Annotated in this window: 6 protein-coding genes, 14 tRNA genes, 4 rRNA genes and 1 pseudogene; 23 read left to right on the plus strand and 2 right to left on the minus strand. The window is 42.8% G+C overall.

The genetic code is table 11. The annotated features are described in order from the left end of the window. Positions 1-80: 80 nt before the first annotated feature. The 13 genes from rrf (DQN23_RS00565) (at position 81) to DQN23_RS00625 (ending at position 1,235) form a co-directional block, all read left to right on the plus strand. Positions 81-196: ribosomal RNA gene (gene rrf, locus DQN23_RS00565) — 5S ribosomal RNA — on the plus strand. A gap of 4 nt (positions 197-200) precedes the next feature. Further along, positions 201-273 (plus strand) — tRNA-Val (locus DQN23_RS00570). A 6-nt stretch (positions 274-279) separates the two neighbouring features. Then, a tRNA-Gly gene (locus DQN23_RS00575) sits at positions 280-350 on the plus strand. Between the two features lie 32 nt (positions 351-382). Continuing rightward, positions 383-456 (plus strand) — tRNA-Ile (locus tag DQN23_RS00580). Between the two features lie 11 nt (positions 457-467). Beyond that, positions 468-539, plus strand: a tRNA-Glu gene (locus tag DQN23_RS00585). 11 nt (positions 540-550) lie between these two features. Beyond that, a tRNA-Ser gene (locus DQN23_RS00590) sits at positions 551-640 on the plus strand. A gap of 13 nt (positions 641-653) precedes the next feature. After that, positions 654-727: transfer RNA gene (locus tag DQN23_RS00595), tRNA-Met, on the plus strand. A 6-nt stretch (positions 728-733) separates the two neighbouring features. Beyond that, positions 734-806, plus strand: a tRNA-Phe gene (locus tag DQN23_RS00600). 17 nt (positions 807-823) lie between these two features. Then, positions 824-904, plus strand: a tRNA-Tyr gene (locus tag DQN23_RS00605). Positions 905-908: 4 nt separating this feature from the next. Then, a tRNA-Trp gene (locus tag DQN23_RS00610) sits at positions 909-979 on the plus strand. Between the two features lie 11 nt (positions 980-990). Beyond that, positions 991-1,063, plus strand: a tRNA-His gene (locus tag DQN23_RS00615). A gap of 10 nt (positions 1,064-1,073) precedes the next feature. After that, a tRNA-Gln gene (locus DQN23_RS00620) sits at positions 1,074-1,145 on the plus strand. A 6-nt stretch (positions 1,146-1,151) separates the two neighbouring features. Continuing rightward, positions 1,152-1,235: transfer RNA gene (locus DQN23_RS00625), tRNA-Leu, on the plus strand. Positions 1,236-1,385: 150 nt separating this feature from the next. Here DQN23_RS00625 and DQN23_RS00630 read toward each other — a convergent pair. After that, positions 1,386-2,407: pseudogene (locus DQN23_RS00630) on the minus strand (IS30 family transposase). A gap of 366 nt (positions 2,408-2,773) precedes the next feature. Between DQN23_RS00630 and DQN23_RS00635 the strand changes: the two are divergent. From DQN23_RS00635 to DQN23_RS00675, 9 genes are all read left to right on the plus strand, one after another. Continuing rightward, a 16S ribosomal RNA gene (locus tag DQN23_RS00635) occupies positions 2,774-4,322 on the plus strand. Positions 4,323-4,375: 53 nt separating this feature from the next. Beyond that, positions 4,376-4,448 (plus strand) — tRNA-Ala (locus DQN23_RS00640). Between the two features lie 147 nt (positions 4,449-4,595). After that, positions 4,596-7,495, plus strand: a 23S ribosomal RNA gene (locus tag DQN23_RS00645). Between the two features lie 85 nt (positions 7,496-7,580). Further along, positions 7,581-7,696 (plus strand): 5S ribosomal RNA (gene rrf, locus DQN23_RS00650). Together the 16S, 23S and 5S rRNA genes with 2 tRNA genes alongside form the textbook arrangement of a ribosomal RNA operon. A gap of 5 nt (positions 7,697-7,701) precedes the next feature. Beyond that, positions 7,702-7,775: transfer RNA gene (locus DQN23_RS00655), tRNA-Asn, on the plus strand. A gap of 184 nt (positions 7,776-7,959) precedes the next feature. Further along, a complete protein-coding gene (ispE, locus tag DQN23_RS00660; RefSeq protein WP_061409158.1) occupies positions 7,960-8,808 on the plus strand; it encodes a 4-(cytidine 5'-diphospho)-2-C-methyl-D-erythritol kinase in 849 nt (282 codons plus the stop codon). An 80-nt stretch (positions 8,809-8,888) separates the two neighbouring features. After that, positions 8,889-9,335: a zinc-dependent MarR family transcriptional regulator gene (locus DQN23_RS00665; RefSeq protein ID WP_043894872.1), complete on the plus strand. Its 447-nt coding sequence runs from the start codon at positions 8,889-8,891 to the stop codon at positions 9,333-9,335. After that, positions 9,332-10,042 (plus strand): metal ABC transporter ATP-binding protein, encoded by a 711-nt coding sequence (locus tag DQN23_RS00670; RefSeq protein WP_020915965.1) that lies wholly within the window; start codon positions 9,332-9,334, stop codon positions 10,040-10,042. Before DQN23_RS00665 ends, DQN23_RS00670 begins: the two co-directional genes overlap by 4 nt. Beyond that, positions 10,032-10,850 (plus strand): metal ABC transporter permease, encoded by an 819-nt coding sequence (locus tag DQN23_RS00675; RefSeq protein ID WP_020915966.1) that lies wholly within the window; start codon positions 10,032-10,034, stop codon positions 10,848-10,850. The genes DQN23_RS00670 and DQN23_RS00675 overlap by 11 nt, the downstream gene beginning before the upstream one ends. Positions 10,851-10,927: 77 nt before the next feature. On the opposite strand, the gene tyrS is transcribed toward DQN23_RS00675, so the two are convergent. Further along, the gene (gene tyrS, locus DQN23_RS00680) at positions 10,928-12,184 is read right to left on the minus strand and encodes a tyrosine--tRNA ligase (protein WP_111712557.1); all 1,257 of its coding nucleotides are present in this window, start codon (positions 12,182-12,184) and stop codon (positions 10,928-10,930) included. A 161-nt stretch (positions 12,185-12,345) separates the two neighbouring features. Between tyrS and pbp1b the strand changes: the two genes are divergently transcribed. Next, the gene (gene pbp1b / locus DQN23_RS00685) at positions 12,346-14,673 is read left to right on the plus strand and encodes a penicillin-binding protein PBP1B (protein ID WP_111712558.1); all 2,328 of its coding nucleotides are present in this window, start codon (positions 12,346-12,348) and stop codon (positions 14,671-14,673) included. Positions 14,674-14,868 lie beyond the last annotated feature (195 nt).

Genomic DNA, 14,868 nt, shown 5'->3' on the forward strand with positions numbered 1-14,868 from the left:
AAACGAGTCAATATTGACAGCGCGTAGGTTTCTTGTTAGAATATATAGGTATTCAATTTTGATTGGATAATCAATCATAGTTAAGTGACGATAGCCTAGGAGATACACCTGTTCCCATGCCGAACACAGAAGTTAAGCCCTAGCACGCCTGATGTAGTTGGGGGTTGCCCCCTGTTAGATATGGTAGTCGCTTAGCAAAAGGGAGTTTAGCTCAGCTGGGAGAGCATCTGCCTTACAAGCAGAGGGTCAGCGGTTCGATCCCGTTAACTCCCATTATATGCGGGTGTAGTTTAGTGGTAAAACTACAGCCTTCCAAGCTGTTGTCGCGAGTTCGATTCTCGTCACCCGCTTTATTAAAATTTGGCTTACCCAAGTTTTTCTTGGGCGCATAGCTCAGCTGGTTAGAGCGCACGCCTGATAAGCGTGAGGTCGGTGGTTCGAGCCCACTTGTGCCCATTTATTAATATGGTCCGTTGGTCAAGGGGTTAAGACACCGCCTTTTCACGGCGGTAACACGGGTTCGAATCCCGTACGGACTATTATATAACATGGAGGATTACCCAAGTCCGGCTGAAGGGAACGGTCTTGAAAACCGTCAGGCGTGTAAAAGCGTGCGTGGGTTCGAATCCCACATCCTCCTTTAATATTGTTAGCGCGGGATGGAGCAGCTCGGTAGCTCGTCGGGCTCATAACCCGAAGGTCGTAGGTTCAAATCCTACTCCCGCAATAGTTTGGCTCGGTAGCTCAGTTGGTAGAGCAATGGATTGAAGCTCCATGTGTCGGCGGTTCGATTCCGTCTCGCGCCATTAAAATTTAATATTTTGGAAGGGTAGCGAAGAGGCTAAACGCGGCGGACTGTAAATCCGCTCCTTCGGGTTCGGGGGTTCGAATCCCTCCCCTTCCATATTACGGGCATAGTTTAAAGGTAGAACTAAGGTCTCCAAAACCTTCAGTGTGGGTTCAATTCCTACTGCCCGTGTTAAAATTATGGCGAATGTGGTGAAGTGGTTAACACACCAGATTGTGGCTCTGGCACGCGTGGGTTCGATTCCCATCATTCGCCTTTATATTATTGGGGTATAGCCAAGCGGTAAGGCAAGGGACTTTGACTCCCTCATGCGTTGGTTCGAATCCAGCTACCCCAGTTACTAGCCGGCGTGGCGGAATTGGCAGACGCGCTGGACTCAAAATCCAGTGTCCGCAAGGACGTGCCGGTTCGACCCCGGCCGCCGGTATTGTGTGCTTGAAAGTCCTATTATGTAGGGCTTTTTTGCTACCTTTTTATTCTTTTCCCAAAAGATATCTCAAATTATTAGTTAATTTTTATTATTCCTCACTTGTCAATTCAAGTGCAACAAGTTCATTGATAACTAGAGTTCCAGAGGTTAAGCTTTTTGGGCTAGCCCAAACAAAATATTTGCGGTTTTATACCTGTGAATTTGTCTATGTCTGTCATTGATAGCAGAGATGTAGTGATTGAGTTCTTCTGTCGTTAGTGAGTTAAGAGAGACACCTTTTGGGAGAAACTCTCTCAAGAGACCATTGAAATTTTCATTTGTTCCTCTTTCATGAGAAGCATAAGGATGGGAAAAATAGACTTCCACACCTTTAGGTCTGACAAGCTACTGAACTCTGAGCCATTGTCCGATGTGATAGAGCGAATAGGGTACTGTGATAGTAAGCTCTTAACAGCCCTATTGATGGTTTCTGCTTGTTTATTAGCCAGTTTTACAGTGATGGCAAATCGCGTTTGATACTCTACTAGTGTCATGACAACAGCTTCCCCCTTGGTCTTCTTGCCAAGCATGAGATCAATTTCCCAATGTCCAAATTCAGAACGGTCATTGATACACTCCGGACGTTTTTCAATGGATTTCCCTAAGATTTTATTCGTGGCCTTAGGCGTTACTTTAGACCGTTTTCGGATACTCACCATCTTAGGTAAATCAATCGGTTTAACCCTCAACAGTCCGTCTTTGATGTAACGATACACTGTCTAGGTGGAAGGGATAACTTCCAGTGGATGTTTTTCTCGGTAAGTTTGAACAAAGCTATCGACACTGTGACAACGAGGCTTCGTTTTCAGGACTTTCTCAAGTTTCTTGAAGAAGGTCCGGGAGCAGTACGATAGTTTATAATAGGCACTTTTTTGACGATTGGTTTCATAAACACGTTGACCACTATCTGGAAAGTAAATCGTTGAGTAGATTCATTTCCCGTTCTTGTCTTGAACCTGAGAAACACTTCCTCGTTTGATTTCACGACTGATGGTTGAGCGATGATACCCAAGCAGACGAGCAATCTCAGATGGGGTCTTTCCCATCTTGAGATAGGCGCTGATTTCTCCGCGTTCAGATGCTGAAAGGTGTGAGTATAACGATTTTTTGGTAGAATGATTAGTGGACATGTTCATCTGCTTTCTATACTGAGTTGGGGAATTCTAGTATATCAGACGAGCATGTCTTTTTTTGTTGCACCTCATTTTACAACGCGGGATAACAAAAAACTTAAAAAACATCTTGACAAAGCGTTGAAGAAATGATAAACTAATATAGCTGTTGTTCGAGAGGGCGACAGAAACAAGTTTGAAAAGAGTTTGAAACTTTCTTGAAAAAAGATGTTGACAACGCGCTTCAAATTTGATAGAATATAGAAGTTGTCTCGAGTAAGACAAAGACCTTTGAAAACTGAACAATACGAACCAAACGTGCGGGTTACGGAAGTAACCTGTCAAAAAAACGATAAATCTGTCAGTGACAGAATGAGAACAAGATTAAATGAGAGTTTGATCCTGGCTCAGGACGAACGCTGGCGGCGTGCCTAATACATGCAAGTAGAACGCTGAAGACTTTAGCTTGCTAAAGTTGGAAGAGTTGCGAACGGGTGAGTAACGCGTAGGTAACCTGCCTACTAGCGGGGGATAACTATTGGAAACGATAGCTAATACCGCATAACAGCATTTAACCCATGTTAGATGCTTGAAAGGAGCAATTGCTTCACTAGTAGATGGACCTGCGTTGTATTAGCTAGTTGGTGAGGTAACGGCTCACCAAGGCGACGATACATAGCCGACCTGAGAGGGTGATCGGCCACACTGGGACTGAGACACGGCCCAGACTCCTACGGGAGGCAGCAGTAGGGAATCTTCGGCAATGGGGGCAACCCTGACCGAGCAACGCCGCGTGAGTGAAGAAGGTTTTCGGATCGTAAAGCTCTGTTGTAAGAGAAGAACGTGTGTGAGAGTGGAAAGTTCACACAGTGACGGTAACTTACCAGAAAGGGACGGCTAACTACGTGCCAGCAGCCGCGGTAATACGTAGGTCCCGAGCGTTGTCCGGATTTATTGGGCGTAAAGCGAGCGCAGGCGGTTTAATAAGTCTGAAGTTAAAGGCAGTGGCTTAACCATTGTTCGCTTTGGAAACTGTTAGACTTGAGTGCAGAAGGGGAGAGTGGAATTCCATGTGTAGCGGTGAAATGCGTAGATATATGGAGGAACACCGGTGGCGAAAGCGGCTCTCTGGTCTGTAACTGACGCTGAGGCTCGAAAGCGTGGGGAGCAAACAGGATTAGATACCCTGGTAGTCCACGCCGTAAACGATGAGTGCTAGGTGTTAGGCCCTTTCCGGGGCTTAGTGCCGCAGCTAACGCATTAAGCACTCCGCCTGGGGAGTACGACCGCAAGGTTGAAACTCAAAGGAATTGACGGGGGCCCGCACAAGCGGTGGAGCATGTGGTTTAATTCGAAGCAACGCGAAGAACCTTACCAGGTCTTGACATCCCGATGCTATTCCTAGAGATAGGAAGTTTCTTCGGAACATCGGTGACAGGTGGTGCATGGTTGTCGTCAGCTCGTGTCGTGAGATGTTGGGTTAAGTCCCGCAACGAGCGCAACCCCTATTGTTAGTTGCCATCATTAAGTTGGGCACTCTAGCGAGACTGCCGGTAATAAACCGGAGGAAGGTGGGGATGACGTCAAATCATCATGCCCCTTATGACCTGGGCTACACACGTGCTACAATGGTTGGTACAACGAGTCGCGAGTCGGTGACGGCAAGCAAATCTCTTAAAGCCAATCTCAGTTCGGATTGTAGGCTGCAACTCGCCTACATGAAGTCGGAATCGCTAGTAATCGCGGATCAGCACGCCGCGGTGAATACGTTCCCGGGCCTTGTACACACCGCCCGTCACACCACGAGAGTTTGTAACACCCGAAGTCGGTGAAGTAACCTTTTAGGAGCCAGCCGCCTAAGGTGGGATAGATGATTGGGGTGAAGTCGTAACAAGGTAGCCGTATCGGAAGGTGCGGCTGGATCACCTCCTTTCTAAGGATAAACGGAAGCACGTTTGGGTATTGTTTAGTTTTGAGAGGTCTTGTGGGGCCTTAGCTCAGCTGGGAGAGCGCCTGCTTTGCACGCAGGAGGTCAGCGGTTCGATCCCGCTAGGCTCCATTGAATCGAAAGATTCAAAAGATTGTCCATTGAAAATTGAATATCTATATCAAATTCCACGATTCAAGAAATTGAATTGTAGATAGTAACAAGAAATAAACCGAAACGCTGTGATTTAATGAGTTTAAGGTCAACAGACCAAAATAAGGTTAAGTTAATAAGGGCGCACGGTGGATGCCTTGGCACTAGAAGCCGATGAAGGACGTGACTAACGACGAAATGCTTTGGGGAGTTGTAAGTAAACATTGATCCAGAGATGTCCGAATGGGGGAACCCGGCATGTAATGCATGTCACTCATTACTGTTAAGGTAATGAAGAGGAAGACGCAGTGAACTGAAACATCTAAGTAGCTGCAGGAAGAGAAAGCAAACGCGATTGCCTTAGTAGCGGCGAGCGAAATGGCAAGAGGGCAAACCGATGTGTTTACACATCGGGGTTGTAGGACTGCGACGTGGGACGACAAGATTATAGAAGAATTACCTGGGAAGGTAAGCCAAAGAGAGTAACAGCCTCGTATTCGAAATAGTCTTTAACCCTAGCAGTATCCTGAGTACGGCGAGACACGAGAAATCTCGTCGGAATCTGGGAGGACCATCTCCTAACCCTAAATACTCTCTAGTGACCGATAGTGAACCAGTACCGTGAGGGAAAGGTGAAAAGCACCCCGGGAGGGGAGTGAAATAGAACCTGAAACCGTGTGCCTACAACAAGTTCGAGCCCGTTAATGGGTGAGAGCGTGCCTTTTGTAGAATGAACCGGCGAGTTACGATATGATGCGAGGTTAAGTTGAAGAGACGGAGCCGTAGGGAAACCGAGTCTTAATAGGGCGCATTAGTATCATGTCGTAGACCCGAAACCATGTGACCTACCCATGAGCAGGGTGAAGGTGAGGTAAAACTCACTGGAGGCCCGAACCAGGGCACGTTGAAAAGTGCTTGGATGACTTGTGGGTAGCGGAGAAATTCCAAACGAACTTGGAGATAGCTGGTTCTCTCCGAAATAGCTTTAGGGCTAGCGTCGATGTTAAGTCTCTTGGAGGTAGAGCACTGTTTGATTGAGGGGTCCATCCCGGATTACCAATATCAGATAAACTCCGAATGCCAATGAGATATAATCGGCAGTCAGACTGCGAGTGCTAAGATCCGTAGTCGAAAGGGAAACAGCCCAGACCACCAGCTAAGGTCCCAAAATATATGTTAAGTGGAAAAGGATGTGGGGTTGCACAGACAACTAGGATGTTAGCTTAGAAGCAGCTATTCATTCAAAGAGTGCGTAATAGCTCACTAGTCGAGTGACCCTGCGCCGAAAATGTACCGGGGCTAAAACATATTACCGAAGCTGTGGATACCTTTTAGGTATGGTAGGAGAGCGTTCTATGTGTGAAGAAGGTGTACCGTGAGGAGCGCTGGAACGCATAGAAGTGAGAATGCCGGTATGAGTAGCGAAAGACAGGTGAGAATCCTGTCCACCGTATGACTAAGGTTTCCAGGGGAAGGCTCGTCCTCCCTGGGTTAGTCGGGACCTAAGGAGAGACCGAAAGGTGTATCCGATGGACAACAGGTTGATATTCCTGTACTAGAGTATATAGTGATGGAGGGACGCAGTAGGCTAACTAAAGCGTGCGATTGGAAGTGCACGTCTAAGCAGTGAGGTGTGATATGAGTCAAATGCTTATATCTCTAACATTGAGCTGTGATGGGGAGCGAAGTTAAGTAGCGAAGTTAGTGATGTCACACTGCCAAGAAAAGCTTCTAGCGTTAATTATACTCTACCCGTACCGCAAACCGACACAGGTAGTCGAGGCGAGTAGCCTCAGGTGAGCGAGAGAACTCTCGTTAAGGAACTCGGCAAAATGGCCCCGTAACTTCGGGAGAAGGGGCGCTGGCTTTAAGTCAGCCGCAGTGAATAGGCCCAAGCAACTGTTTATCAAAAACACAGCTCTCTGCTAAATCGTAAGATGATGTATAGGGGGTGACGCCTGCCCGGTGCTGGAAGGTTAAGAGGAGCGCTTAGCATTAGCGAAGGTGTGAATTGAAGCCCCAGTAAACGGCGGCCGTAACTATAACGGTCCTAAGGTAGCGAAATTCCTTGTCGGGTAAGTTCCGACCCGCACGAAAGGCGTAATGATTTGGGCACTGTCTCAACGAGAGACTCGGTGAAATTTTAGTACCTGTGAAGATGCAGGTTACCCGCGACAGGACGGAAAGACCCCATGGAGCTTTACTGCAGTTTGATATTGAGTATCTGTACCACATGTACAGGATAGGTAGGAGCCTATGAAATCGGGACGCTAGTTTCGGTGGAGGCGTTGTTGGGATACTACCCTTGTGTTATGGCTACTCTAACCTAGATAGGCTATCCCTATCGGAGACAGTGTCTGACGGGCAGTTTGACTGGGGCGGTCGCCTCCTAAAAGGTAACGGAGGCGCCCAAAGGTTCCCTCAGAATGGTTGGAAATCATTCGCAGAGTGTAAAGGTATAAGGGAGCTTGACTGCGAGAGCTACAACTCGAGCAGGGACGAAAGTCGGGCTTAGTGATCCGGTGGTTCCGCATGGAAGGGCCATCGCTCAACGGATAAAAGCTACCCTGGGGATAACAGGCTTATCTCCCCCAAGAGTTCACATCGACGGGGAGGTTTGGCACCTCGATGTCGGCTCGTCGCATCCTGGGGCTGTAGTCGGTCCCAAGGGTTGGGCTGTTCGCCCATTAAAGCGGCACGCGAGCTGGGTTCAGAACGTCGTGAGACAGTTCGGTCCCTATCCGTCGCGGGCGTAGGAAATTTGAGAGGATCTGCTCCTAGTACGAGAGGACCAGAGTGGACTTACCGCTGGTGTACCAGTTGTCTTGCCAAAGGCATCGCTGGGTAGCTATGTAGGGAAGGGATAAACGCTGAAAGCATCTAAGTGTGAAGCCCACCTCAAGATGAGATTTCCCATGATTTTATATCAGTAAGAGCCCTGAGAGATGATCAGGTAGATAGGTTAGAAGTGTAAGTGTGGTGACACATGTAGCGGACTAATACTAATAGCTCGAGGACTTATCCAAAAAAGAAACGAGTCAATATTGACAGCGCGTAGGTTTCTTGTTAGAATATATAGGTATTCAATTTTGATTGGATAATCAATCATAGTTAAGTGACGATAGCCTAGGAGATACACCTGTTCCCATGCCGAACACAGAAGTTAAGCCCTAGCACGCCTGATGTAGTTGGGGGTTGCCCCCTGTTAGATATGGTAGTCGCTTAGCATTTATCCGCCATAGCTCAGTTGGTAGTAGCGCATGACTGTTAATCATGATGTCGTAGGTTCGAGTCCTACTGGCGGAGTTTAAAAGCGGTAGACGGAGAGCAACTCATTGAGTTGCTTTTTTTCTGCTCTCATTTGGATGCATTGTATTTTAAAAATAGTTTTCTTGAAAATAGGATGTTTTTCATTGAACCTGGGCTATTATGGTGTGTTCTTTTCAGAATATTTGTTATAATAGATGTAATATTTTAAAAGGAATGTTTAATGGTTATTATTGAAAAGGCACCTGCTAAGATTAATTTAGGCTTGGATATTGTTGGGAAAAGGCCTGATGGTTATCATGATTTATCAATGCTTATGGTTAGTGTTGATTTAAATGATTACATTACAGTTTCTGAGATTTCTAGTTCAGATATTGTTGTTGAATCTAACAATCATAAGATGCCTTTAAATGCTAAAAATGATGTTTTTAAAGCTGCTCAGCTTATTAAGGATAGGTATGGCATCAAGTCTGGTGTTAAGATTGAACTGGAGAAAGCAATTCCTATTTGTGCTGGTTTAGGTGGTGGTTCTACAGATGCTGCCGCTACTATTAGAGCTTTAAACAAGTTATGGCAGCTAAAATTATCTAAGGATGAAATGATCGAAATTGGTTTTCAAGTTGGCAGTGATGTACCGTATTGTTTAGGAGCTGGTTGTGCTTGTATTTCTGGTAAAGGTGAAATTGTTGAGTGTTTAAATACGTCTTTGTCTGCTTGGGTTGTTTTGGTTAAGCCTGATTTTGGTGTTTCAACGCGCACGGTTTTTCCTGAGATTGATTGTGAGACGATTTCTCGTGTTGATATTGGTTCTTTAAAGGAAGCTGTTTTGGCTAATGATTATGAACAGATTATTGCTCATATGGGGAATTCTTTAGAGGATATTACGATTAAGCGCAAGCCATTTATCCAAAAAATAAAAGATCGTATGATGAAGTGTGGGGCTGATGCTGCTTTAATGACAGGAAGTGGTCCAACGGTTTTTGGTTTGTGTCGCTCAGAGAAAAAAGCAGATCGTTTGGTTAATAGTATGCGAGGCTTCTGTAAGGAAGTTTACAAAGTACGGATATTGTGAAGAAAGGGAATCAGGTAATTGATTCTTCTTTTTCTTTTTGATATAATTAACTGGTTAATGAAGTGAGAGGGGTGTTGATAATGCAGCTAGAAAAACAAATTGATTGTCTAGTAAATGAAATTTTATTAAAAACCGAAAATCAGCACGAGTTATTATTTGGTACTTGTCAAAGCGGTGTCGAATTAACCAATACACAAGAACATATTCTGATGCTTTTGTCGCAAGAACGCTTGACAAATTCTGCCTTGGCAAAACGTTTGAATATTAGCCAAGCCGCTGTTACGAAAGCTATTAAGTGTTTAGTGAAAGAGGGAATGCTTGCTCCTGTGAAAAATAAGGATGATGCCCGTGTGACTTATTTTGAATTGACTGAGCTTGCTAAACCTGTCGCAGATGAACATACTCATCACCATCATGCGACATTGTCAGTGTACAAAAAAATGATTGATAATTTTTCAGATGAAGAACAGTCAGTTATTTCAAGATTTTTGACTACTTTTTCAGATGAGCTAGAAGGGTGTAAATGAGATATATTACAGTAGAAGATTTGTCTTTCCAATATGACAGTGAACCTGTCTTGGAAGGAATTAATTACCATTTAGATAGTGGTGAATTTGTTACTTTAACTGGTGAAAATGGAGCTGCTAAATCGACTTTGGTTAAAGCAACATTAGGTATTTTGACACCAAAGAGTGGTCAGGTGACAATCTCTAAAATAAATAAAGATGGCAAGAAACTTCGTATTGCCTATTTGCCACAGCAGATTGCTAGTTTTAATGCTGGTTTTCCGTCAACGGTTCATGAATTCGTCCGTTCTGGTCGATACCCTAGAAATGGTTGGTTTCGTCGTTTGACAAAGCACGACGAAGAACATGTTAAGGTTAGTCTAGAATCAGTTGGTATGTGGGAAAATCGCAATAAGCGCATTGGTAGCTTATCTGGAGGTCAAAAACAACGTATTGTGATTGCACGTATTTTTGCTTCAGATCCTGATATTTTTATTTTAGATGAACCAACAACTGGTATGGATGCTGGAACAACTGAAAGATTTTACGAATTGATGCATCACAGTGCACATACACATGGAAAATCTGTTCTGATGATTACGCATGATCCAGATGAGGTGAAACGTTATGCTGATCGTAACATTCACTTGGTTCGTAGTCAAAAGACACCTTGGAATTGCTTCGATCTTCATACTTTAACAAAGAAAGGAGCTAAGAATGCTGACTGAGATTTTTTCATATGATTTTATGCAACGCGCCATTATGGCAGTAGTTGCGATTAGTATTTTTGCTCCGATTCTGGGAATTTTCCTAATCCTACGTCATCAGAGTTTGATGAGTGATACACTTAGTCACGTTTCTTTGGCTGGTGTTGCTCTTGGTATTCTACTTGGAAAATCAACAACGTGGTCTACGGTTATTGTGGTAACTATCGCTGCGGTTGTTTTAGAATATTTGCAGACGGTTTATAAACACTATATTGAAATTTCTACGGCAATTCTGATGTCGCTTGGTTTAGCGGTCGCCTTGATTGTGACAAGTAAATCAGAGAATGCTGGTAGTGTGAATTTGGAACAGTATTTATTCGGTTCGATTGTGACGATTAACATGGGGCAGGTCATTGCTTTGTTTGTCATTGCGGTTATTGTCTTGATTTTGACTCTGTTGTTCATCAGACCGATGTATGTTCTAACATTTGATGAGGAAACAGCTTTTGTTGATGGCTTGCCAGTTCGTTTGATGTCATTGTTGTTCAATATTGTGACTGGGATTGCAATAGCTTTGACGATTCCGGCAGCAGGAGCTCTTCTGGTGTCAACGATTATGGTTTTACCAGCAAGTATCGCTATGAGACTTGGGAAAAACTTTAGATCAGTGATTTTCATTGGTGTTTTAGTTGGTTTTATTGGAATGGTAACTGGCATTATCACATCGTATTATTGGGAAACACCAGCAAGTGCGACGATTACAATTATTTTTGTGGCAATTTTCCTTTTGGTGAATTTGTTTAATGTGGTAAGTCGTCGTAATAGTTAAAAAAGGGAGGAAGTTCCTCTCTTTTTTTGATGGCATAAAAAAACAGATGCTTCAAGCATCTGTTAATGATTTTAAAATTAGTAAGTCAATACGAAGTATTTTTTCTTACCGCGGCGGATAACAGTAAGTTCGTTATCGATTTTATCGTCATCAGAAAGTGTGTAGTTCAAATCTTGAATACGTTCACCGTTGATGTAGATAGCACCGTTTTGAACGTCTTCACGTGCTTGACGTTTTGATGGTGAGATTTTAGCAGCAACAAGCATTTCAACGATGTTGCGGTTATCATTGTCTGAAACAGCGTAGTTAGGAACGTTGTTTAGACCTTGTTTTAATTCTTTTGCTGAAAGGCTCTTAATGTTTCCAGCAAAAAGTTGTTCAGTGATTTTAAGAGCTTCTTTGTAAGCTTCTTCACCGTGAACAAGTATGACAACTTCACGTGCTAGGACTTTTTGTGCCAAACGTTCGTGACGTGCAGCGTTAAATTCTTTTTCGATTTCAGTAATTTCATCTAGTGAAAGGAATGTGAAGATTTTCAAGAAGCGAACAGCATCATCGTCCATAACGTTGAGCCAGAATTGGTACATTTCGTATGGAGATGTTTTGTCAGCATCAAGCCAAACCGCATTTCCTTCAGATTTACCGAATTTTTTACCTGTAGCGTCAGTGATAAGTGGCACTGTCATAACGTGACCAGTTTTATCAGCTTTACGACGAAGAAGTTCTGTACCAGCAGTCATATTACCCCATTGGTCAGAACCACCAATTTGCAAAGTAACGTTGTATTTGTCATTTAATTCGTAGAAGTCATAACCTTGCATGATTTGGTAGGCAAACTCAGTGTATGAGATACCTGTTTCAATACGTTTTTTAACTGATTCTTTACTCATCATTGCATTGACAGTAAAGTATTTACCGACATCACGTAGGAAGTCAATGAAGCTAATATTACCAAACCAGTCATAGTTGTTGACCATGACGGCTTTGTTGTCGCCATTTTCGAAATCAAGGAAACGTGACAATTGATTTTGAATTTTAACAACCCATCCATCGACAGTTTCTTTTGTTTGAAGACTGCGTTCAGCATCTTTAAATGATGGGTCACCGATAAGTCCTGTAGCTCCTCCAACAAGAGCATATGGTTTATGTCCTGCCATTTGAAGGCGACGTGATGTTAGAATGGCAACCAAGTGACCAAGGTGAAGACTATCAGCTGTAGGATCATAACCAGTATAATAGGATACTTGCCCTTCTGTTAATGCTTTGACAAGGGCTTCTTCATCAGTTGTTTGAAAAACTAAGCCACGTTCTTTGAGTTCTTCGAATATGTTCACGAGCTTTCTCCTTACTTAAAATTTTGAGGGTGATATTTGTGTCTTTTAGCTGGGCTAGATTTTCCCTCAATGATATTGTAGTTTACAGGCTATTATATCAAAAAGCGGTGCCTCTATGCAAGCTTTATCAAAGTTTGGTATAATATTATCGAGGTATTAGAATGAGTAAGAGTAAGAGAAATAAAAATAAGAAAAAAGCAGATCATCAGAAGCTTGGCTTACTTGATTTTGGATCAGTCTTTTTGAGGACAGTTAAGTTATTAACCGACTTTTTTTATATTATTGTCATTTTGTTTGGCATGTTGGGAGTTGGTTTAGCTTTTGGTTATCTTGCTAGTCAGATAGATGCGGTTAAAATCCCTGATAAGGAGAGCTTGGTCAGTCAGGTGACATCTTTGACGCGCGTGTCACAGATGTCTTATTCTGATGGCAGTTCGATTGCTGCCATTGATACGGACTTGCTACGTACACCAGTTGCTAGCGAAGCTATTTCAGAAAATATCAAACATGCTATTGTAGCAACTGAGGATGAAAATTTTGAAGGGCATGATGGTGTGGTTCCTAAGGCGGTTTTCCGTGCGACTTTGGGGTCTGTTCTTGGCCTAGGTGAAACTAGTGGTGGGTCAACGTTGACGCAACAATTAATCAAGCAACAGGTGCTAGGTGATGATCCAACCTTTAAACGTAAATCACGTGAAATTATATATGCGTTGGCTTTGGAACGTTATTTGAGTAAAGATGAGATTTTGACCGATTACCTGAATGTCTCACCTTTTGGACGTAACAATAAGGGTGAAAATATTGCTGGTATTGAAGAGGCAGCTCAAGGTATTTTTGGGGTGTCTGCAAGTGATTTGACAATTCCACAAGCTGCATTTTTAGCTGGTTTGCCTCAAAGCCCGATTGTATATTCTCCGTATACAGCAGCTGGTCAGCTAAAAGATGCTGAGAATATGGCTTATGGTCTTTCTCGTCAACAAGATGTTCTTTACAATATGTATCGTGCAGGCTATTTGACAAAAGATGAATACAATGAATATAAGTCTTATGATGTTAGTCAAGACTTTATTCAACCGGCATCTGCAACGACAAGTTCTCACGATTTCCTTTACTATTCTGTCCTAGAAGAAGCACAAGATATCATGTATGATTACTTTATTGAGAAAAATGGTGTTTCTGAACAAGAATTGAAAAACGATACAACGAAAGAATCTTATCGTAAATTAGCTTCTGAAACTTTGCAACAAGGTGGCTACACGGTCAAGACAACGATTGATAAGAATGTCTACAATGCTATGCAAAACGCAGTAGCACAGTATGGTAGCACACTGGATCAAGGAAGTTCTCAACAAGTCGATGTTGGGAATGTCTTGATGGATAATTCTACTGGTGCGATTTTAGGATTTATTGGTGGCAGGGATTATTCAACCAACCAAAATAACCACGCTTTTGATACTGCGCGCTCACCAGGTTCAAGTATCAAACCGATTATCGCTTACGGTATTGCCATTGATCAAGGACTTCTTGGCAGTGCAAGTATTCTTTCTAATTACCCAACGAATTTCTCAAGTGGTCAACCAATCATGCACGGTAACGACGTCGGAACTGGCATGATTAACCTTCAAGAAGCACTTAATACATCATGGAATATTCCAGCTTATTGGACTTATCAGATGTTACTCAATCACAATGTTGATATTGCGTCTTACATGAAGAAAATGAATTATAGCGTTGACAACTACGCGATTGAAAGCCTGCCTTTAGGTGGTGGTATTGAAACAACTGTTCTTCAACAAGTAAATGCCTATCAAATGATTTCAAACGGTGGTGTTTACATGAAAGGCTATTTGGTTGATAGCATCACTAATAATAAAGGTGATGTCATTTACCAACACAAGGCAAATCCAGTTCGTGTATTCTCAGAAGCAACAGCTAGTATTTTGAACCAGTTATTGAAAGATGTTGTTAAAGGTGGCGCAACTACCGAGTTCTATAAAGATTTACAAGCTTTGAATAGTCAAGCAGCGCAAGCAGATTGGTCAGGAAAAACAGGGACAACCGACAATTATACGGATGTTTGGTTGATGCTTTCAACACCAAAAGTAACTTTAGGTGGTTGGGCAGGTAATGATGATAATACCTCTCTAGACTCAATGGCTGGATACAAATACAACGCTCAGTATATGGCTGATTTGGTTAATAGCATTTATAATGCTCATGCGAATACATTTGGAACAGACAAATACAACTTGTCTTCAAATGTGATTAAGTCAACGGTTCTAAAAGCAACTGGTTTGCAGCCTGGTACAGTAACGGTAAATGGTCGCTCGCTTAACGTTAGCGGTGAGACAACGACAAGTTATTGGGCTAAGACTGGAGCGGGTAATATGACCTATAAATTTGCTATTGGCGGAACGGATAGTGACTACACGAAAGCATGGGATGCATTGCTTCATAATCCGGCGATTAAAACCAACAGTAGTAACTAAAAACACTTGCAAAAATTTAAAAAATAAGGTATAATATTAGCAACTATTTGTCGTTTTCTTTAGTTGAAATATTGTCCAACTAAAGTTTGCAGCAGTTAAATCACACTTTTTATGGTCAGATTTAGCTGCTCTTTTTGTGCCTAATTTTAGAAAAAATGCAGTTTGTAACCTATATTTAAAGTTTCTAAAAATTCA

This window comes from Streptococcus lutetiensis, from assembly GCF_900475675.1.
GTDB lineage: Bacteria > Bacillota > Bacilli > Lactobacillales > Streptococcaceae > Streptococcus > Streptococcus lutetiensis.

Bases quoted from the DNA above. Each gene is read 5' to 3' on its own strand.
- DQN23_RS00670 (WP_020915965.1), top strand. From the start codon at position 9,332: ATGAGATATATTACAGTAGAAGATTTGTCTTTCCAATATGACAGTGAA.
- pbp1b (WP_111712558.1), top strand. From the start codon at position 12,346: ATGAGTAAGAGTAAGAGAAATAAAAATAAGAAAAAAGCAGATCATCAG.
- ispE (WP_061409158.1), top strand. From the start codon at position 7,960: ATGGTTATTATTGAAAAGGCACCTGCTAAGATTAATTTAGGCTTGGAT.
- DQN23_RS00665 (WP_043894872.1), top strand. From the start codon at position 8,889: ATGCAGCTAGAAAAACAAATTGATTGTCTAGTAAATGAAATTTTATTA.
- DQN23_RS00675 (WP_020915966.1), top strand. From the start codon at position 10,032: ATGCTGACTGAGATTTTTTCATATGATTTTATGCAACGCGCCATTATG.